The organism is Streptomyces sp. R41, from assembly GCF_041053055.1.
Lineage (GTDB): Bacteria > Actinomycetota > Actinomycetes > Streptomycetales > Streptomycetaceae > Streptomyces.
The window spans coordinates 8,651,091-8,671,182 of the sequence record NZ_CP163443.1; the positions used below are offsets into that span (position 1 = coordinate 8,651,091).

Consider the following 20,092-nt stretch of genomic DNA (forward strand, 5'->3'; position numbering starts at 1 on the left):
CGCTTACGGGTCCCGGGGGCGGCCGACGCGCACCGTCGGCCGCCCCCGCGCACACTCACGTCATGAACCCGCCCCCCAACAGCCCTGCCGCACGCGCCCAGCGGTACTTCGCGCCGAGTACGGCCACCGGCTTCTCGGTCGTGTACGGGTAGGCCACGACCCCCCGTTCGTACAGGTACTGGCAGGCCTCCTCGACCTCTACGTCGCCCGCGAGTGACGCCACCACGGGCTTCTCGATCCCGCGCTCGCGGAACTCGGCCACCACGCGCGCGGTGAGCTCGGCGAAGACCATGGGAGGGGTCACGATGGTGTGCCAGTAGCCGAGGACGAGCGCGTGGACACGCGGGTCCGTAAGGCCCAGCCGGATCGTCGCCTCGTACGTCGACGGCGGCTCGCCACCCGTGATGTCCACGGGGTTGCCGGCGCTCCCGAAGGGCGGGATGAACTTCCGGAAGGACGAGTCCAGGTCCGGCGGTATCTCCATCAGGGAGAGGCCGTTGTCGGTCACCGCGTCGGACAGCAGTACGCCGCTGCCGCCCGCGCCCGTGATGATCACGACGTTGTCGCCCTTGGGAGTCGGAAGCACCGGCAACGCGCGCGCGTACTCCAGCATTTCGTTCAGTCCCGGGGCCCGGATGACACCGGCCTGCTTCAGGATGTCGTCGTACATGGCGTCGTCGCCCGCGAGCGCGCCCGTGTGCGAACCGGCGGCCCTGGCGCCGGCCGCCGTACGACCGGCCTTCAGGACCACGACCGGCTTCTTCGGGACCGTGGCGCGGGCCGCCTCCACGAACGCGCGGCCGTCCTTGAGGTCCTCCAGGTGCATCGCGATGCACTGCGTGTGCGGGTCCTCGCCGAACCAGGTGAGCAGGTCGTCCTCGTCCAGGTCCGCCTTGTTGCCGAGCCCGACGATCGCCGAAACACCAGTCTTCGTAGTGCGCGCGAAGCCCAGGACGGCCATTCCGATGCCGCCGGACTGCGAGGTCAACGCGACGCCGCCCTTCACGTCGTAGGGCGTGCAGAAGGTGGCACACACGTCGTGCCACGTCGAGTAGTAGCCGTAGATGTTCGGACCGAGGAGCCGGATGCCGTACCGCTCGCCGATGGCCACGATCTCGTCCTGGAGTTCGGGCTCGCCGCTCTCCGCGAATCCGGACGGGATCAGTACGGCGTTGGGGATGTTCTTGCGTCCCACTTCCTCCAGGAGCCGGGCCACGGACGGGGCGGGGACGGCGAACACCGCCACGTCCACCTCGCCCGGAATATCCGTGACACTTGGGTAGGTCTTGCGGCCCAGAATGTCGTCGGCCCTGGGGTTCACCGGATGGATCTCACCCGAGAAGCCGCCGTCGATGAGATTGCGCAGGACCGAATTGCCGATCTTGCCCTGCTCGTTGGAGGCGCCGATCACGGCAATCGACGAGGGCCGCATCAGGCGACGCATGGAGGTGAGGATCTCCTCGCGCGTGTGCGTCCGGCGCTCGGCGGGAGCCCGCTCCGCGAGGATCACGCGTATGTCCGCCGCGACCGCACCCTCCGCAGTGGCGATCACCGGGTTGAGGTCCACCTCGGCGATCTCCGCGAAGTCCGCGACGAGTTCGGAGACCCGGCGGATCTGGTCGGCGATCGCCCGCCTGTCCACCGGCCGCGCACCGCGCACCCCGCGCAGAATCTGCGCCGAGCGGATCGAATCCAGCATCGACAGCGCCTCGTCGGCGTCCACGGGTGCGAGCCGGAAGGTGACGTCCTTGAGGACCTCGACCAGTACACCGCCGAGCCCGAAGGCCACGATCTTCCCGAACGTCGGGTCGGTCACCGCGCCGACGATGACCTCCTGCCCCTGCGGGAGCAGTTCCTGGATCTGTACGCCCTCGATGCGGGCCTGGAGGTCGTACTCCCGTGCGTTCTCGACGATCTGGCGGAAGGTGGCCCGCACGTCCGCCGCACCCTCGACGCCGACGACCACGCCGCCGGCGTCGGTCTTGTGCAGGATGTCCGGGGAGACGATCTTCATCACGACGGGCCCGCCGAAGCGCGCCGCGCAGGCCACCGCCTCGTCCGCGTCCTTCGCGAGTGCCTCGCCGGGGACGGTGATCCCGTACGCGTCGGCGATCACCTTGCCCTCGGGTGCAGTCAGCGCGGTCCGTCCCTCGGCCCGTACGCCGTCGAGGAGGGCTCGCACCCGTAGGGCCTGGTCCTGGGTCACCATGTCAGATCACCCCGTTCGACTTGAGCAGGCGCAGCTCTTCGTCGCCGAGGCCGAGCTCGCCGATGTAGACCTCTTCGTTGTGCTCGCCGAGCAGCGGCGAACTGGTCACGTCCACGGGGGAGTCGGAGAGCTTCAGCGGGCTGCCCACGGTCACGAACTCGCCCCGCTCGGGGTGCGCCACCTTTACGACCATCTCGTTGGCGACCAGCGACTCGTCCTCGATGATCTCCTTGGTGGACAGGATCGGTCCGCACGGGATGTTGTGGGCGTTGAGCTTCTCCAGCACCTGCCACTTGGGGAGGGTGCTGGTCCACTCCTCGATGAGCTGGAACATCTTCTCGAGCTTGGGCAGTCGGGCTTCTGGGGTGGCCCACTCGGGGTCGTCGGCGAGTTCGGGCCTGCCGATGAGCTCGCTGAGGGGCTTCCAGCCGATGGGCTGCACGATGACGTACACGTAGTCGTTGGGGCCGCCCGGTGCGCACCTGACCGCCCAGCCGGGCTGACCGCCGCCGGACGCGTTGCCCGACCTGGGAACCTCGTCGCCGAAGTCCTCGTTCGGGAACTCGGCGAGCGGACCGTGCGCGAGCCGCTGCTGATCCCGCAGCTTCACCCGGCAGAGGTTGAGCACAGCATGCTGCATGGCCACGTTGACCCGCTGACCACGCCCGGTGTTCTCCCGCTGGAACAGCGCCGCGAGAATCCCCGCCACCGCGTGGATGCCCGTGCCCGAGTCCCCGATCTGGGCTCCGGTCGCCAGTGGTGGTCCGTCCTCGAAGCCGGTGGTCGACATGGACCCGCCCATGGCCTGTGCGACGACTTCGTACGCCTTGAAGTTGGTGTAGGGGCCTTCGCCGAAACCCTTGATGGAGGCGTAGACGATACGGGGGTTGATCTCGCGGATGCGTTCCCAGGTGAAGCCCATGCGGTCGACCGCGCCCGGGGCGAAGTTCTCGACCATGACGTCGCAGCGGCGGATCAGCTCGGTGAGGATCTGCTTGCCGCGCTCGGTCTTGGTGTTGAGGGTGATGCTCCGCTTGTTGCTGTTGAGCATCGTGAAGTAGAGGGAGTCGACGTCCGGGATGTCCCGCAGCTGCTTGCGGGTGATGTCACCGGTCGGCGCCTCCAGCTTGATGACGTCCGCGCCCAGCCAGGCCAGCAGCTGGGTCGCCGAGGGGCCGGACTGGACATGTGTCATGTCGAGGACGCGAATGCCTTCGAGAGCCTTGGTTGTCACAGGTCACCTCACTTGTCCGTTGCCTTGAGCGTCCTGGCGTCGCCGGTCGTGGGCCGTGTCCGGCACATTGCATACAGTCGACGGATACTGTATGAAGATTGTTATCCCGCATCCGATGGGTGATGTCCAGGGGTCGTGCAGCACTTTTAAGACAGGAGCCGAATCATGGACCTGTACGAGCACCAGGCACGGGGGCTCTTCGAGGAACACGGCATCTTGGTGCCGCGGGCCGAGGTCACGGGCTCGCCCAAGGAGGCGCGCGAGATCGCCCGCCGGCTCGGCGGTCGCGTCGTCGTCAAGGCCCAGGTGAAGACCGGCGGGCGCGGCAAGGCGGGCGGTGTGAAGCTCGCCGCCGACCCGGCCGCCGCCGAGCTCACGGCACGCCGGATCATCGGCATGGACATCAAGGGCCACACGGTCCGCGAGGTGATGCTGGCTCAGCCTGTCGACATCGAGAGCGAGTTCTACGTCTCCTACGTCCTCGACCGTGCCGCCGGACGCTTCCTCGCGATCGCCTCCGCCGAGGGCGGCATGGACATCGAGGAGGTGGCCGCGACCAGGCCGGAGGCGGTGGCGCGCATTCACATCGACCCGGCGGAGGGCGTCACGTCGGCGAAGGCGTCCGAGATCGCGCAGGCCGCGGGTCTGCCACCGCAGACGGTCGACGTCCTGGTGCGGCTGTGGCAGGTGCTGACTCGTGAGGACGCCGTCCTCGTCGAGGTGAACCCCCTCGTCCGCACGGCCCGGGGGCAGATCCTCGCCCTGGACGGCAAGGTCACTCTTGACGACAATGCCCGCTTCCGGCAGGCGCGTTGGGGAGAAGAGGGCGCCGGGCACGACGACCCCCTGGAGGCGGCCGCCGCGGCCAAGGGCCTCAACTACGTCAAGCTGGACGGCGAGGTCGGCATCATCGGCAACGGCGCGGGCCTGGTCATGTCGACGCTCGACGTGGTCGCCGGCTGCGGCGCCCGGCCCGCCAACTTCCTCGACATCGGCGGAGGGGCCTCCGCCCAGATCATGGCCGACGGCCTGGCGGTCATCCTCTCCGATCCGGACGTGAAGTCCGTCTTCGTCAACGTCTTCGGCGGGATCACGGCCTGCGACGCGGTCGCCGACGGCATCGTGCAGGCCCTGGACGCCGTGCGGCTGACCAAACCGCTCGTGGTCCGCCTCGACGGCAACAACGCCGTCCGCGGCCGCGCCATCCTCGACGGCCACGCGCACCCCTTGGTGCAGCAGGCCACCACCATGGACGGTGCCGCCCGCCGTGCCGCCCAACTCGCCAACACAAGCTGAAGGAGCGGGACATGGCCATCTTGCTCACCAAGGAGTCCAAGGTCCTCGTCCAGGGCATGACCGGCGGCGAGGGCATGAAGCACACCCGGCGCATGCTCGCGGCCGGCACGGACGTCGTCGGGGGCGTCAACCCGCGCAAGGCCGGACAGACCGTCGACTTTGACGACCGTGCCGTGCCCGTCTTCGGGTCCGTGCGCGAAGGCATGGAGGCGACCGGCGCGGACGTGAGCGTGGTCTTCGTGCCACCGGCCTTCGCCAAGGCGGCCGTTGTGGAGGCCGCCGACGCCGGGATCGGACTCGCCGTCGTCATCACCGAGGGCATCCCGGTCCACGACTCCGTCGCCTTCCACGCGCACGCCGCGAAGAAGGGCACTCGCGTCATCGGCCCCAACTGCCCGGGCCTGATCACGCCCGGCCAGTCGAACGCGGGCATCATCCCCGCCGACATCACGAAACCCGGACGCGTCGGCCTGGTCTCCAAGTCGGGCACCCTGACGTACCAGCTCATGTACGAGCTCCGCGACATCGGCTTCTCCACCTGCGTGGGCATCGGCGGCGACCCCGTCGTCGGCACCACCCACATCGACTGCCTGGCGGCCTTCCAGGACGACCCCGACACCGAACTGATCGTTCTCATCGGGGAGATCGGCGGCGACGCCGAGGAACGGGCGGCCGCGTACATCCGCGACCACGTCACCAAGCCCGTCGTCGGCTACATCGCCGGCTTCACCGCGCCCGAAGGCAAGACCATGGGGCACGCGGGAGCCATCGTCTCCGGTTCGTCGGGCACCGCCCAGGCGAAGAAGAAGGCCCTGGAGGAGGTCGGAGTGCGCGTGGGCGGCACCCCGACCGAGACGGCTCGGCTGGTGTTGGCTCAGCTGGAAACGGAACGTGACGTCACTCATAGTTGACGTAGAGTGACTGTCGGAAACTATCCGGCGTCACTACGTTTCCTCCCTACATACGCGACCACCGTTCGCGACATACGCGACCACTGTTCGCGCGGGCATGCATTCTGCGGATCGGCAGATGCCAAGCCCCCCGCCCCCGACTGTGCACCGAGAGCGGAGACACCGAATGGCAACCACCCTCAACCCCACCAACCTCGTCATGAAGTCCGGTACGTCCTGGACCGACGCCTGGCAGCGGTGCCTCGCCGTCGCTCCCGAGGCGTTCCGCGACGACCGCGTCCTCAATCTCTGGGCCGCCGCCTGGCAGGCGGACGGCCGGGCACTGCCCGCCACCAGCCCCGTCGACGGCAGCCCCATCGCGGGCCCGCCGCGTCTGGACCGTGCCACCGCCCAGCAGGCCGTACGCGCCTCGCTCGACCAGCACCGCGCCTGGCGCCACGTGCCCCTGGAGGAACGCCGCGCCCGTGTGGCGGCCACCCTCGACGCGCTCACCGAGCACCGCGAACTGCTCGCCCTCCTCCTCGTCTGGGAGATCGGCAAGCCCTGGCGGCTCGCGCAGGCCGACGTGGACCGGGCGATCGACGGCGTGCGCTGGTACGTCGACGGCATCGAGCCCATGGTGGACGGCCGGGCCCCGCTCGACGGTCCCGTGTCCAACATCGCGAGCTGGAACTACCCGATGAGCGTGCTCGTTCACGCGATGCTGGTACAGGCATTGGCAGGCAATGCGGTCATCGCCAAGACCCCGACCGACGGCGGCGTCGCCTGCCTCACCCTGGCCAGTGCGCTCGCCGCGCGCGAAGGGATCCCCGTCACCCTCGTCAGCGGCAGCGGCGGCGAGCTCTCGGAGGCGCTCGTCCGCGCGCCCGAGATCGGCTGCGTCTCCTTCGTCGGCGGCCGTGACACGGGCGCCGCGGTGGCCACCGCCGTCGCCGACCTCGGCAAGCGGCATGTGCTCGAACAGGAAGGACTCAACACCTGGGGCATCTGGAACTACACCGACTGGGACGCGCTGACCGCGGTCATCCCCAAACTCTTCGACTACGGCAAGCAGCGCTGCACGGCCTACCCGCGCTTCGTCGTCCAGCGCGAGCTCTTCGACGAGTTCCTGGCCGCGTACCTGCCGGCCGTCCGCACCCTGCGGGTCGGTCACCCGCTCGCGGTCGAGCACCCCGATGACCCGTACCCGACACTCGACTTCGGTCCGGTCATCAACGCGGCGAAGGCCAAGGAGCTGCACGACCAGGTCGCCGAGGCCATCGACCGGGGCGCCGTCCCGCTGCACCGCGGCAAACTGTCCGACGCGCGCTTCCTGCCCGGCCAGGACACGGCGGCGTACGTCCAGCCCGTCACGATCCTGAACCCCCCGCCGTCCTCTCCGCTGCACCACGCGGAGCCCTTCGGCCCGGTCGACACCATCGTCCTGGTCGACACCGAGGCCGAGCTGCTCGCCGCGATGAACGCGTCGAACGGCGCGCTCGTCGCCACGCTCTCCACGGACGACGAGGCGACCTACGACCGACTCGCCCCGCAGATCCGCGCGTTCAAGGTCGGCCGCGGCAAGCCCCGTTCCCGAGGCGACCGTGACGAACTCTTCGGCGGCTTCGGCGCGTCGTGGCGCGGTGCCTTCGTGGGCGGCGAGCTGCTGGTGCGCGCGGTGACGCAGGGGCCGGCGGGGGAGCGGCTGCCCGGGAACTTCCCGGACTACCACCTCATGCCGTGAGATGAGGCCGGGCGGCGCCCTTGCGGGGCGCCGCCCGACGACCGGCTCGGTGATCTCGTCCGCCGGCCAGTGCGCGACGCCCGTCGGACAGGGCGCCGGCAGGCTGGGGACGACATGGCTCACGCCGACGCCGACGAGCTCGGCGACCACCGCACGGGTGGCGCCGGGGTCGTCGTACGAGACACATTGTGGAGCTGACCGTCGCGGGCCGGGACTGCCTGCGCCGCGCGGAGCGGACGCGCCGCGACATGGAGCGCCGCTTCCTCGCCCCGCTGGACGAGGAAGCGGCCGCCAGGCCTGTACGAGCCCTGCGAGTCCTGGCAGTGGACGAGCGGGTCACGGAGTGACCGTGTAGGTCTGCACGTCGAAGGTCTGCCCCAGGGAGTTGGTGGGCGCGACCGTCACCGAGGCGCTGTCCACCGTCACCTTCAGGAAGTGGTAGACCTGTGCGTCGTCCGTCGGAGTGGTCGCGGCGCCGCAGGCCGAGCCGCGGTTGCGGCTGTAGGACCAGCCGATCCCGTACGCGTCGGTCGCCGAGCAGCCGTTCTCGCCGACGGAGTGGACATCGGCGCCACCTCCTCCCGTGACGTAGGAGACGATCCGCCCCGCACCCCCGGAGTTGCGCTGGTAGAGATGCGAGTGGCCGTTGAAGACGAGGTCGACGCCGCCGTCCAGGAGCGTTTGCTCGACGTTCGCGAGGAAGGCGTCGCTCGGCTCGCTCGCGCTGTCGGAGCGCAGCGGGAAGTGGAAGAACGCGAATTTCGGACCAGTCGGATGCGCGGCGAGGTCCGCCTTCAGCCACTCGAACTCGGCGGACCCGTTCTGCCAGTGGGCGTGCGCGTCCTGCTCATAGATCGCGCAGTGCGAACCGCACGAACCGCCCGTCGCGGAACCGGTATTGGAGTTCCCCCACGCCGTGTCGAGGACATAGAAGCGGACGCCGCCGGTCGTGAAGGCGTAGTACGTCGTCGGATAGCTGATCGCGGTCGAGCCGAGGTACGACGGATAGTCGACCATCGAGAACACGCCGCCCGATGCCGCAGTCAAGGCCGACTGTTTCCACACCGACAGATAGGTGGCCGTCATGCTGTGGTTGCCGACCGTGCCGATGAGAGGGATGCGCATGCCGGGCTGGGCCCAATAGGACGGGCCGAACCACGAACTCACCTCGGGGCCAGTCTGGTTGAGGTCACCGTACTGCGTCTGCGAGGTGCCGGGATGGGTGTTGTCGCCGGTCTGCACGACGAAGCGGGCGCCGCTCGACCCGATCAGGCTCATCACGTTCGCCTGGTTCACGTTGACCGAGCCGTCGTCGACGCCGCTGTTCGTGGTCTCGCCGGTGTCGCCGAGTACCGCGAAGGTGAAGGGCTCGGACGAGGACGCCGAATCGGGTGTGGTGAAGCTCGGGGTGGCCAGGGTGCCGAGCAGGTCGGTTCCGGAGCCGGTGTAGACGCGATAGCAGAAGCCGGTGCTCGCGCTCAGTCCTGTCAGCGTCACCGTGTTGGCGTACTCGCGGGTCGATCCGACGGTGATCGGGCTGCCCAGAGACGCCGAAGCCGTGGTTTGGGCGGAGCAGTTGCCCAGCGGACCGTAGCGGACCGAGCCGCGGCTCTGCGTCGTGGTCGCCCAGTTCACCTGGACCGAGGTGGTCGTGGCGTCCGCGAGATACGGCGCCCGGGTCAACTGCGGGTCGGTTCCCGGGAGATCGGCGTGCGCCGGAGCCGCGAACGACAGCGCCGCGCTCACCCCCAGCCCGAGGGCGAGCGCGGTGCGTCGTGTCTTTCTGGTCAGCGAACCTCTGCTCATGTTCTTCTCTCCCTTCTGGTTCTGACGCCCCGCAGCCGGGCGAGCCCCGCCACCGCGCCCACCAGCAGCGCGGTGCAGCCGAGGATCCGCAGCAACCCCGGCCAGTAGCCGAGGGGTTGGTGCCGGGCGGTCCCCGAGGCCGGGGGCGGTACCGACGGCGAGGCGGAGGCGGGCAGGCCACGCAGTCGGCGCAGCTCGTCCAAGGCCTGAGTGCCGTGCTCCACCGACGGCTCCACATGTGAGTTCTCACTGAACTCGTTCCAACTGATCAGCCCGAGCACATCCGGCTCGGAGGCCACGGCCGCGGCGTACTCGGCGCGCAGAGTCCGACCCCCGGCACGCGGTACCGACCTCGTGCCGCCCACCTTCCGTGCGTCGAAACCGGGCGCGAACGGCGCCATCCAGTAGCCGTGCGCCCGGTGCACGGCCTCGGCCATGGCACGCAGTTTGGTCTCGTGCCGGTCATTGGTGTCGGGGTTCACCGACGACCAGTAGTACGCGTCCCCGTCGGTGACCCGCGCCAGCCTGCGGCAGCCCTCCGGGTTCTTCTCGGTGCCGAGGACCGTCAGCCGTGACCGCACCGGCCCGGTGATCCGCGCGATGTCCGCGGTCGCGTACTCCCAGGTGCCGCTGAACACGGTGAGCGGTTTGCCACCGAGGCGGAAGAAGGCCGGGTCCCGCGCGTAGCGGTCGCGCAGCAGCCGGAAGTCGGCCGCGAGGCGTGCCGTCGCCAGCGGGCGCCGGTGGAAGTCGAGGCCCTGGTAGATCACCGCGACCTTGAAGTCCTGCGCCCGGGCCTCGCCCAACAGCAGCTCCAGCCGACGGTTGTTGACGGCACTGGACTTCCAGCTCACCACGAAACCGTCGATGCCGGCCGACCGCGCCCACGCGATGTGCGTACGAATCACGGAGGCGTCGTTGCTCGAATACCGGCCCAGGCGTGGGTAGTCGGTCTTCGCCCGCTGCCACGAGGAGCGCTCGAACCACTGGTAGTAGTACGCGAGGAGCGGCGCCCTGTGCGGGGGTGCGAGAGTGAACGGCGGCGTCCGGTCCTGCGCCGCCGACGCAGGCGCCCTCAGGGCGGGGGAGGTCAGGACGGGCATCGGTAGCAGCCCGGCCATCACCAGGGCCAGGACCACCACCAGCGCCGCTCGTCTCACACCCCACCCCGCCCTCTGCGCAGCCTCCGCCCCGCGAGGAGCAGACCGAGCGCCACCGTCGCCAACACCCCGGCGGTCAGGGCCAGATCGGCCCGGCTGACCACCCGAACCTGCACCGATTGCGTCCGTGACAGACGGATCTGCTGCGCGGCCCGCAGCCCGTTGCCACCGGTGACCTCCACCTCGTACTGCCCGTGCGGCAGACCCCGCAGCGTCGCCGTTCGGTCGGTGCCGAACGGGACGGCGCGTACGGATCCGTCAGGCAGCGTCACCTGCGCGGTGCTCCCGGCCGCCGAACCGAACACGGCGTCCCGCGCCGAGACCGTCAGATCGTGGAAGGGCGTGGTGAAGGTGACCGTCCGCTCCTCGGCGGGCCGGAACCCTTGCCGGCCGGCGTCCACGGTGTTCGCGCCGTATGCGTCGGCCGACAGCAGTACGTATCCGACCCTGCGCGAGGTCAGCACGCTCTTGCGGTACACGGGCCGCAGCCCGTCCAGCCAGACCGGGCGGCCCACCGGCAGCCGCTGCGTGCGACCCGTGTCACTGCGTACGGTCACCTGTGGCACCAGCGTCCGGGGCACCGGCTTCCCGTCCTGGTCGACGCAGCGCAGCGTCACCCGGAAGCGCGCCGTGAACGCCGCCGTCACCGTGTAGTCGGCGCGCAGCGGCAGTCCCTGCACCGTGCGCCGGAAGGCCTGGTCGGGATCCCGCTGCCCGGCCCACCGAGCGAAGTTGAATTTCTGCCCGGCAGAACCCAGTTCACTGTCGTCAACGGCCAGAGTGTGTCCGCCGAAGTCGTGCTCGCCCGTGAACCGTGCCGTCCCGTCCGCACCCGTGACAGCCGTCCGACCGTCGAACGCGAAGCGCACTCCGGCCAGTTGAGGCGTGGTGCGCACGGTGACGGTGACCGGGCCCGCGGCGAACGCGGGCGTCGGCACCAGCCAACAGCCCAAGGTGATGACCAGTAGCGCCAACCACCTCATGATGTACGCCATTTGGGTCGCACCGCCCCCCAGAGCAGCAGCGCCACTACGGCCGAGGCTCCGCCGTACACCGCGTACACGGGCATGGGCGATGGTCGGTGGGCCACGGGAAGGGCGGCCTCGCGCGCGCCGTGGGGGATGAGTTCGGCCCGGCGCGGCGGCGACCGGAAGTCGAAGGCATCGGCCAGACTGCGCACCTCGGTCGTCCGTCCGCCGAGCGTCCGCAGACCCCAGTTCTCCTCCACGAACCGCAGTGCGCTGGCCGCCTCGTACCCGCTGTGCTGCACCTTGCCACGCGCCGCGTACGGGCTGACCAGCAGCGCGGGCACCCGCAGCCCGCGATCTTCCGGTGGCTTCACGTGGTCGTACCAGCCCCCGGACCCGTCGTAGGACCACAACAGTGCCGAAGAGCGCCAGTACCGACTGACCATCAACTGCGAGGTCAGCTCGCGCACCAGCCGCTGACCAGCCGGGATGGACCGCGCGGACCGCTCGCCCGCGCCCGACGACGCGATGTACGCGACCGCGGGCAACGTCCCGCGGTCCAAGTCCCGGTAGTACTCGCCGAGATCGGCGATGTGGGAGTCCAGCTTCGGATCGTCGACGAAGCGCGGGATGTCGAGGAGCGGCACGCGCACGGTCTGGGTGGCCGGGTCGGTGGGGGAGGTGGTGCGGTAGGTCTTCTTCGGGTCGTAGTTCTGCACGTAGAACTTCCAGCTGACGCCTGCCTGTTGGAGCCGGTCGAAGATGGTCGGCCCGTCGAGGTCGGGGCCGCCGGTCACCCACTGGGCGCGATTGGCGCGGGTTCCGTCGAGCGAGGACGCGAAGAAGTGGTCGAAGAGTTCGTAGCGGTCCGCCGCGTTCCAGTAGAAGGGCAGGTCCCGGCGGTCGTAGTGGCCCATCGCCACGCGCCCGTCCCGACCCTGCCGCTCGAAGGCGGCGACGAAGGAGTCCATCCGGCCACCGTTGTACTGCTGTTGGACCAGCCGGGGCCCGGCGCCGGGCGACACGGGGGTGGCGTCGTGCAGGGGGTAAGGCGCCACCAGTCCGTCGTCCGGATGCTTCAGGTCGACAGCTTGGCGGGCCCGTGCCGGTAGCCCGTCGGCTCCGGGATACGTACCGAAGTAGTGGTCGAAGGTGCGGTCGCCCTGCATGAGGTAGACGAAGTGCTCAATCGGCGTACGGGTGACCGGAGTCGATGCCGAAGCGGTGCCGCTTCCCACGAGCAACAGAAGGACCACCGCCACGAAAACAGCTTTCATGACGCCCTCACCCGGTAGACGATCACGACCTGAACCCCGTCCCCGTTCCGCGCCGTGAACACAGCGTCTCCGTGGTAACGCCCCACCATCTCCTGCAACTTGGCGGTGAAGAAGGGCGTACGGCGAGCGGTGTACGCGTCCCACACCAGGTACTGGAAGCGGCCGTCCCGCAAGGCGCGGTCGGGGTTCTCGACGGCCCGGTAGCTGGGATTGCGGCGCGCCGGATCGGGTGAGACGGAGAGTGCGGAGACGGGCCGCAGTCCGTAGTACTGCACCACGTTCGCCATCGAAGGGCCGATGGCCAGCAGCCGCGCACCCTCGGGCGCGTTCGTGCGCACCCACAGCCCCGCCTCGCGTCCGCCCGGCAGCCCGCCGGTCCCGGCCAGAAACCGGGTGCCGGTCTGCGGCGCGGTCCGCGACCAGGACGGAACGGCGAGCGAGACGACCACCAGGCAGACGGCGGCAGCGGCGGCGACGCGCTGTGCGCGCACGACCCGCGGGAACGAGGTGAGCGTACGTCCCGCCAGCACCGCGAAGACGGGCGCGGCGGGCAGCAGATACTGGAAGCCCTTCACCGGCCAGACCGTGAAGAACAGCGCGGGCACGGCCACCCAGCACACCAGCAGCCGCTCCCGCCAGGTGTTCTCCCGCCGCAGCCACACCAGCCCGGCGACGGCGGCCACGACCACCAACGGGCCCACTGCCCAGGGAACTTCGCGCGCATAGAAATAGTAGGGATGGTTGGCGCGCCGGAACATCTGCCACAGCAGATAGTTCCCGCCCGCCTTCGAGTGCCCGGCGACCGCCTGCGACAGCGGATGCGCCACCGCCACCACCACGATCGCCGCCAGCGCGGGCAGCAGATGCCGCCAGCGCGTGCGCACGGCCGGGGTCAGCGCGAAGAAGGCGTACAGCGAACCCAGGAAGACGATCGACGTCTCCTTGGCGAGCACGGTGAGCCCGAGCATGCCGCCCGCGGCCAACAGCCAGCGTTGCGCGGGCGATTCCGCGTACCGCACGACGCAATACAGTGCACCGGTCGCGCACAGCGTCATCGGCGCGTCGAGCAGCACCTGGCGGCTCACCACGACGTGGTACGGCATGACGGCGAGCAGCAGCGCGGCGACGAGCGCGGCCCGCCGTCCGTACAGTCTGCGGGCCAGCCCGTACGTCATCGCGACCGTCACCACGCCCAGCAGCGCCGACACCGCGCGCGCCGCCCACTCGCTCTCGTGCACCCGCAGCGCCAGCGACACCAGCGACTGGAAGAGCACGGGATGCGCCCTGAACACCGGGAAGAGCGAACCGAGCTGGTCGTCTCCGGCGAGCGAGGCCGACGTGCCCGCGTACACCGCCTCGTCACTGTTGAACCCGGTGTCCGTCAGCCCGTACAGACGCAGAAACGTCGCGACGAGCAGCACCGCGGTCAGTGGTGCCGCGCGGCGCAGGGAGGCCCCGGCGCCGGAGGGGGCCGACGCCGGGGTGGTGCGGGGCGCTCCCGAGGGGAGCACGGACCGTTCGGTCATGCGGCGGCGCCGGGCAGCAGCCCCCAGCGAGGCCACGCGTCGACCTGCACCTGCCCGTTGTGCCGCTCACCGGGTACCTGCGCGGTGTTCCGCTCTCCGGCCAGCAGCCGCGGGATCTCGTCAGCCCAGCCGAAGCAGTCCGACGCGAGGACGCGAGTGCGGACGCCGGAGAGGAATCCGGCGAGTATCTCCCGCTCACGGGCACGCAGTTCGGCGTGATCGAGACCGTCGATGCGCAGCGCCGGCGCGAGATAGCGGTACGGCGGAAAACCGTACGCGTCCTCGGTGTTGACCAGCATCCGCTCCAAGGCCTCGGCGGAATCGAGGTCGTACAACGCCGGCGCACCGCGTTCGATGACGAACAGGTCCTTCACCTCGACGCTCGACCCGAGCCGGCAGGGCACGAGCCGGTCGACGCTGTACTTCGGCGGCGGCACCAGGATCTGGGTGATCGCGTTGATGCCCATGATCGGCAGGTTGAAGCGGGCCAGCATCAGCGCGATCGACCGGCCGCCCTTGGAGTGCAGCCGCGACTGGAGGTTGAGCCGGCGCCACTCCTTCTTGGTCAGATCCTCGGCGTGAACGGCGCGCAGGGTGTGCGCACTGATGGTGAGCGGCTTCGGGAAGCAGACCGCCCGCCCGGTGGGGTCCACCACGGTCATGTCGTCCGACAGGAACCGCCCGCTGTGCTCGCGCAGCAGCCGCAGTACGGTCGCGGTCTTGCCGGTGTCGGTCAGCGCGGACAACATCACGCCGTGCCCGTCGAGCTCGACACAGGCCGAGTGCAGCAGCATCCTGCCGCGTGAGATCAGTACGAATCGCAGCAGTGCCTCGACTACGTTCGTGTAGACGACATGCGGGGAGCGCGCGAGCAGCGGACCGACCTCTACCGTGATCGGCGGACCCAGCCGTACGCGGAAGTTGGCGCCGAACCGGCCCAGGTGCTCCTCGTAGCGCAGCGCCGCCGACTCGCCGCGGTCCTCCGTCAGCGCGGCCCGCCGCCGCGGCCTGCGCCGGCCGACGTCACCGACGCGCACCGCGATGTCGACCTCCGCGTCCGGGATCCACTGGGCGCGGAAGAACTCCAGCTCGGGCAGACGGATTTGAGAGCCGATGGTGACGGTGCCTGCGACGTCGTACCGATAGGGCAGGTAGACGGACCGCTTACGGCTGGGCACTTCGGCGCTCTCCGCGTTCGGATAAGGGTCCGGGTCCACCAACATCCGTACGGGATCACGCTGTCGGACCTTCGTCTCGCCGCCCCGGTAGATCATGCGGTCGCTGATCAGGAAGCGGAGGACGAAGAGGAGCACGAGCGTGAGGGCGTTGGCGGTCAGCACGCCCATGCCCGCGAGCACCAGCCACTGCAGCAGCGGCAGACGGGCCACGAGCAGCAGGTTGTTCATCGCGAAGAACCGGCCCGCTCGCCCGTACCAGGTGCCTTTCCGCTGCCCTCCGCGATATACGGCGGCGTCGGTGAGGACGAAATTCCAGGCGGTCGAGAACTGCGTGGCCAGGGCCGCGCCGACCAGGTGATGGACGCCGAGCAGATCGAAGAAGAACCACAGTGCGGCCGTGTTCACCGCGACCCCGGACAGCCCGACCGCTCCGAACGCCGTCATCCGCAGCAGCTGCCGCTGCCCGCCCGCCACTCCGCGGCGCAGCCGCCCGACATGGCGTACGAAGGCGATTCCTTCCCGGAGGGAGGCCTTGGAGTGGCCTGCCTCGCGGGGCGCGAAGGTGTACGCGACCTCGGCGACCCGGGCCGCCGGGTGCCGTACCAGGATCTCCAAAAGGATCTTGAAGCCGACGGGCCGCAGCCGGTCGGTGTCGATCGCGTCCTTGCGGAAGGCGAACAGGCCGCTGAGCGGATCGCTGACGGTGGCGAGCCGACGCGGGAACGCCGCCTTGACCACGCGTGTCGCGGTCGACGAGGTCGCCTGCCTACCGGCGCCCGCAAGCCCTTCGGACTGGCCGTTCCCGGCGTACCGGGTGCCGACGGCGATGTCGACGCCCTCCCGCATCGCCGTCCTGGCCAGCAGCGCCGCGGCTCCCGGCGGATGCTGCAGATCCCCGTCCATGACGAGGACCCAGTCACCGCGCGCGACACGGATGCCGGCGACCACCGCACCCGACAGACCTCCTCCGCGCAGACCCGGCGGGCGGTGCAGCAATCGGATCGGGACACGGCTGCCGGGCGCGAGGGCGGCGAGCTCCTCGACCGTGCCGTCGTCACTGTCGTCCACGAAAAGGATCTCCGCGCCGAGCGGCGCGACCGCGGGTGAGAGCCGGTCGAGGAGCAGCGGAACGCTCTCCTGCTCATTGCGCGTGGGCACCAGGACGGTCAGCCGGGGCGCGGCACCGTCGCCGTGCGCACCGCCGCCGAGATCCTGGACACCGGGATGTTCCGGACGGTCCCCCTCGCGGGCATCCGTACGGGAATTGATGACATGCGCCATGGAGTCCCCCCTGTACGCGTGCCCGCCGGCGGTACAGCGCGACGGACACCGAAACCGCCCGAGGGCACGGGCGGAGAAGTGAGCGGTGACCCTCGCGGCGTACGGTCTCGACGCGGCGCGGGGAGGTACAGGACGTGCCAGAGGTACGGGACGTACCTGGCTCCACGGTCAGGAGCGGAAGCCAGAGGCTAGCAGCGGGCGTGGATGGTTCGCCCGGCATTCGGCTCGCATCCGAGGGCAATTAGCCTGCTGTTAACCATAGTTGCTTCCCGATTGCCCCTTGAGTCGCTCGCCGTCCCACCTGCCCCGGTCAGACGTAGTCAGATCTACGCATCTATTGCATGGAGGTGAAAGTCTGCGCATTCTTCATGGAGGCCCTGCTGAAGCCACGGTTCCGCGACAACCATGGCCCGCATGCCTTCCGACGAAACAGCATCCATGCCGGAGGCCCCCACCGGTGCGCCCGGGGGCGCGCCGCCTTTCTCCACGCGGGACCACACGGTCACCCTGATGGACGCCATGCGTGCGGTCCTGGCCATGATCGACGACCTGGAGGCGCTGAGAACCGAGAACCGCCAGCTCAAGGAGGCCCTCGAGGGCCGCGCTCTGATCGAACGCGCCAAGGGCATCCTCATGGCCCGCCGCGGCTGCGACGAGGCGACCGCCTTCCAGATGCTCGTCGCCCTCTCCCGCGAACAGCACCGCAAGGTACGGGCGGTGGCGGCGGACTTCGCCGAGGGGTTCGGGACGGGTGGGGTGGATGTTGGGGTGCATCCGCTGACGTGACGCCGGGCCGCGACGCGGGGCCAGGGCTGGGGAGCACCCCGACTGGCTACAGGCCGGCTACCCGATGCCCTGTCGGTCGGGTCGCAGGGCGAAGGCGCGGTCCGCCGCCGCGGGGACCGTGCGCTCCAAGGTCTGTGTCAGCAGCTCGCGATGGCGCATCAGTGGCTCGCGCCGGTCCGCGGGAGCCACCAGCAGCAGATCGTCGAGCCCGGCGAGCATGCGCCGCGTGACCTGGGGACTGCCGGCCGCGCAGCCCCGGATCTCGGTGTCGACCTCCGACGCCACCGCCCACACCACGAAGACCAGCACCATCGCCGCGGTGGGCGCGAACCAGAACGTGTCCCGAAGATGCTCCCGCCACGGCGACAGCGCCCTGGGTCGCCGCCCTCCCCGCAGGCCCGTCGTAGTCAGCCAGTCACCCATGGTGAGACTGTAGGCGCACCCCCACCTCGTCCCGCGCATCCTCTCTGGCGACCCGGATACGCAGGTGAAAGGCACCCCGAAACCTTGGTATTGTTGTCCACGTCGCCGCGGGGAACGCCCCCGTCCAGGCGACAGACACCTAGTCCGGGTGGCGGAATGGCAGACGCGCTAGCTTGAGGTGCTAGTGCCCTTTATCGGGCGTGGGGGTTCAAGTCCCCCCTCGGACACTTGTAGTAACGGAATCGAGGGCCTCGACCTTACGGTCGTGGTCCTCGTTGTTTTGTCGTAGGTGATCGTGATGCCCAGGGCGTCGTAGAGGGGCTCTTTCGTGTCGGCGTCGGCGGTTTGGATGTGTTGTGCGTCGTTGATCCACCCCGTGACGACGGCTGGGTCGGCTCCGGCGTCGAGGGCGGCCTGGTAGCGGGTGAGCCGTCGCTCGCACTCTCTTGTGGCCTGGCGGGCTTGGGTCTGCTCGAGGGTGTCGGTCTGTGCGGCACTGGCTGCGATGCTCGCGTGACTGAGTGCTTCGTCGCTGGGGTTGTGGGTCATGGTGGTGCGGTGGCCGAGGGTGACGTCGTCGACGTCGATGAGGCGTTCTTCCTTGCGTTGTTTGTTCCAGACTTCGTAGCCGGTGTAGCGGGGGTTGATGAGGATCGCTCTGACCGCACCGGCCTGCCATCCGGTCTTCGTGCGGTGCGCATTCCTGGCCGCGTCGTGGGCGGAGTGGCAGGAGATGCCCTCGCGGTTGAGCAGGATGGCGATGGCCTCGTCACTCATGCCGTCGACGTACATGGTGAACAAGCGCAGCACGACGGGGTCGGTTGCGGGGTCGAGTTCGAGTTTGTGCAGGTGTTGTCCGGCCGCTGCCTTGGCGGGGTTGGGGTGGGGGCCGGCGTCGGTGACCTGGTAGCCGTAGGGCGGGCGCCCGCCGAGGTGTAGCGGCCTTGTACGGCGTGCGAGGACTCCCCGGGGCGAGGGCTGTTCGAGCGCCCTGACGCCGCAGGCGGCGGCCGACATGGTGTCGGACGCCGCCTGGCGAGAGGGATTCAGGTTCAGATGCCTGCAGAGTGACGTGGCGTCAGCTGGTCGCGCTCCCCGCGACCCACTCGCTCCACGGCATGTTCCAGTCGCTGAGGCCGTTGTCCGGGGCCAACATGGTCTTGTCCGCGGAGTTCTTGATGATCACGACGTCACCGATCATCGAGTGGTCGAAGAACCACGCGGCGGGCTGCCTGCTGTCGCCGCCGCTCCTGACGTCCTTCAGGCCCACGCAGCCGTGGCTGGTGTTGACCTTGCCGAAGACCGAGTCGGCACCCCAGTAGTTGCCGTGGATGAACGTGCCCGAGTCGGTCAGGCGCATGGCGTGCGGTACGGCCTTGATGTCGTACGAGGGCTTGCCGTCCTTCTCCGTGAGGCCGACGGTCGCACCGTTCATATGGATGTGCCTGAACTTCTCGGAGATGACCATCTGACCGTTGTACGTCGGGTGCTCGGGGCTGCCGGACGAGATCGGGATGGTCCTGATCGTCTTGCCGTCCCGTACGACGGTCATCTGCTTCGTCTTGGCGTCGACCGTGCTGATCTGGCTCCGGCCGATCTTGAACGTGACCGTCTTCTGGATGCCATAAGGGTTGAGCGTGACGGTGACGGTGGAGCCGGGCTTCCAGTAGTTCTTGGGGCGGAAGTCCAGGCGGCTGTCGTTGAACCAGTGGCCGACGACCTGCTGGCCGCTGCTGGAGCTGACCTGGATCTTCGACTCCATGGCGGCCTTGTTGCTGATCGCGTTGTCGAAGTTGACCGTCACCGGCATGCCCACGCCGACGGTCGAGCCGTCCTCGGGGGACAGGTGCCCGATGAAGTTGTTGGCCGGGGAGACCGTGGTGATCGTGGCGTTACCGGTGACGGAGCGACCCTTGGCGTCCTCGGCCTCTGCGGCGACCTGATACTTGGTGGCCCGCTCCAGCTGGCCGTTCGGCTTCCAGGACATGCCGTCCGCGGACAGGGTGCCCGGCACCTCGGCACCGGTCGCGACGGCGGTCATGGTCACCTTGGTGAGCTTGCCGTTGCTCACCGTGACTTTGACGGGGCCGTTGATCCCGACGTCGTAGGCACCTTGACCGGGCGTGATCTTTATTCGGGCGTCGGAAGCGTCCTGGGCGCCCGTCTGATCTACCTGCGCCTGCGATTTCGGGTCATTCCCAGGGTCGTTGTCGCTGGTGGCAGCGTTGCTGGTACCGCCTAGGGCCGTGAGTGCGAGTACGCCGCCAAGTACGCCGGCCGTAGCCATCAGCCCGCTGCGTCGCTTACGTACCGT

Annotated in this window: 14 protein-coding genes, 1 tRNA gene and 2 pseudogenes; 6 read left to right on the forward strand and 11 right to left on the reverse strand. The window is 69.4% G+C overall.

The window, feature by feature from the left end:
• Positions 1-55: 55 nt before the first annotated feature.
• Together AB5J53_RS39265 and frc are read right to left on the reverse strand one after the other, a co-directional pair.
• On the reverse strand, positions 56-2,209 hold the full coding sequence (locus tag AB5J53_RS39265) for an acetate--CoA ligase family protein (RefSeq protein WP_369250366.1): 2,154 nt from the start codon (positions 2,207-2,209) through the stop codon (positions 56-58).
• A 1-nt stretch (position 2,210) separates the two neighbouring features.
• Positions 2,211-3,443 carry a formyl-CoA transferase gene (gene frc, locus AB5J53_RS39270; RefSeq protein ID WP_369250367.1) on the reverse strand — a complete coding sequence of 411 codons (1,233 nt, stop codon included), beginning with the start codon at positions 3,441-3,443 and terminating at the stop codon, positions 2,211-2,213.
• Positions 3,444-3,608: 165 nt separating this feature from the next.
• On the opposite strand from frc, the gene sucC reads away from it, so the two are divergent.
• The 4 genes from sucC to AB5J53_RS39290 all read left to right on the forward strand — a co-directional run bounded on the left by sucC (position 3,609) and on the right by AB5J53_RS39290 (position 7,720).
• Complete coding sequence (gene sucC, locus AB5J53_RS39275; protein ID WP_369250368.1) at positions 3,609-4,739, forward strand: ADP-forming succinate--CoA ligase subunit beta; 1,131 nt, start codon at positions 3,609-3,611, stop codon at positions 4,737-4,739.
• An 11-nt stretch (positions 4,740-4,750) separates the two neighbouring features.
• The gene (gene sucD, locus AB5J53_RS39280) at positions 4,751-5,650 is read left to right on the forward strand and encodes a succinate--CoA ligase subunit alpha (RefSeq protein ID WP_369250369.1); all 900 of its coding nucleotides are present in this window, start codon (positions 4,751-4,753) and stop codon (positions 5,648-5,650) included.
• Positions 5,651-5,816: 166 nt separating this feature from the next.
• On the forward strand, positions 5,817-7,373 hold the full coding sequence (locus AB5J53_RS39285; RefSeq protein ID WP_369250370.1) for an aldehyde dehydrogenase family protein: 1,557 nt from the start codon (positions 5,817-5,819) through the stop codon (positions 7,371-7,373).
• A 188-nt stretch (positions 7,374-7,561) separates the two neighbouring features.
• On the forward strand, positions 7,562-7,720 hold the full coding sequence (locus AB5J53_RS39290) for a hypothetical protein (RefSeq protein WP_369250371.1): 159 nt from the start codon (positions 7,562-7,564) through the stop codon (positions 7,718-7,720).
• Here AB5J53_RS39290 and AB5J53_RS39295 read toward each other — a convergent pair.
• From AB5J53_RS39295 to AB5J53_RS39320, 6 genes are read right to left on the reverse strand one after another with little or no spacing between them, the layout of a single operon-like run.
• Positions 7,710-9,179, reverse strand: coding sequence for a fibronectin type III domain-containing protein (locus AB5J53_RS39295; RefSeq protein ID WP_369250372.1), 1,470 nt, complete (start codon positions 9,177-9,179; stop codon positions 7,710-7,712). The two genes, AB5J53_RS39290 and AB5J53_RS39295, sit on opposite strands and share 11 nt — an antisense overlap.
• Positions 9,176-10,339: an endo-1,3-alpha-glucanase family glycosylhydrolase gene (locus tag AB5J53_RS39300; protein WP_369250373.1), complete on the reverse strand. Its 1,164-nt coding sequence runs from the start codon at positions 10,337-10,339 to the stop codon at positions 9,176-9,178. The genes AB5J53_RS39295 and AB5J53_RS39300 overlap by 4 nt, the downstream gene beginning before the upstream one ends.
• Entirely contained in the window at positions 10,336-11,313 is a 978-nt protein-coding gene (locus AB5J53_RS39305) for a hypothetical protein (RefSeq protein ID WP_369250374.1), read from the reverse strand. The genes AB5J53_RS39300 and AB5J53_RS39305 overlap by 4 nt, the downstream gene beginning before the upstream one ends.
• Positions 11,314-11,318: 5 nt before the next feature.
• Complete coding sequence (locus AB5J53_RS39310) at positions 11,319-12,584, reverse strand: alkaline phosphatase family protein (RefSeq protein WP_369250375.1); 1,266 nt, start codon at positions 12,582-12,584, stop codon at positions 11,319-11,321.
• Positions 12,581-14,110 (reverse strand): ArnT family glycosyltransferase, encoded by a 1,530-nt coding sequence (locus AB5J53_RS39315; RefSeq protein WP_369250376.1) that lies wholly within the window; start codon positions 14,108-14,110, stop codon positions 12,581-12,583. The genes AB5J53_RS39310 and AB5J53_RS39315 overlap by 4 nt, the downstream gene beginning before the upstream one ends.
• Complete coding sequence (locus AB5J53_RS39320) at positions 14,107-16,569, reverse strand: glycosyltransferase (protein ID WP_369250377.1); 2,463 nt, start codon at positions 16,567-16,569, stop codon at positions 14,107-14,109. Before AB5J53_RS39320 ends, AB5J53_RS39315 begins: the two co-directional genes overlap by 4 nt.
• A 414-nt stretch (positions 16,570-16,983) precedes the next feature.
• Between AB5J53_RS39320 and AB5J53_RS39325 the strand changes: the two genes are divergently transcribed.
• On the forward strand, positions 16,984-17,355 hold the full coding sequence (locus tag AB5J53_RS39325) for an ANTAR domain-containing response regulator (protein ID WP_369250378.1): 372 nt from the start codon (positions 16,984-16,986) through the stop codon (positions 17,353-17,355).
• 57 nt (positions 17,356-17,412) lie between these two features.
• Here AB5J53_RS39325 and AB5J53_RS39330 read toward each other — a convergent pair.
• A pseudogene (locus AB5J53_RS39330) lies at positions 17,413-17,619 on the reverse strand (DUF2254 domain-containing protein); the annotation flags it as partial.
• 301 nt (positions 17,620-17,920) lie between these two features.
• Here AB5J53_RS39330 and AB5J53_RS39335 point away from each other — a divergent pair.
• Positions 17,921-18,005, forward strand: a tRNA-Leu gene (locus AB5J53_RS39335).
• 424 nt (positions 18,006-18,429) lie between these two features.
• Here the strand turns inward: AB5J53_RS39335 and AB5J53_RS39340 are convergent.
• Positions 18,430-18,795, reverse strand: a pseudogene (locus tag AB5J53_RS39340) (hypothetical protein); the annotation flags it as partial.
• 61 nt (positions 18,796-18,856) lie between these two features.
• Positions 18,857-20,065, reverse strand: coding sequence for an Ig-like domain-containing protein (locus AB5J53_RS39345; protein WP_369252737.1), 1,209 nt, complete (start codon positions 20,063-20,065; stop codon positions 18,857-18,859).
• Positions 20,066-20,092: the final 27 nt, after the last annotated feature.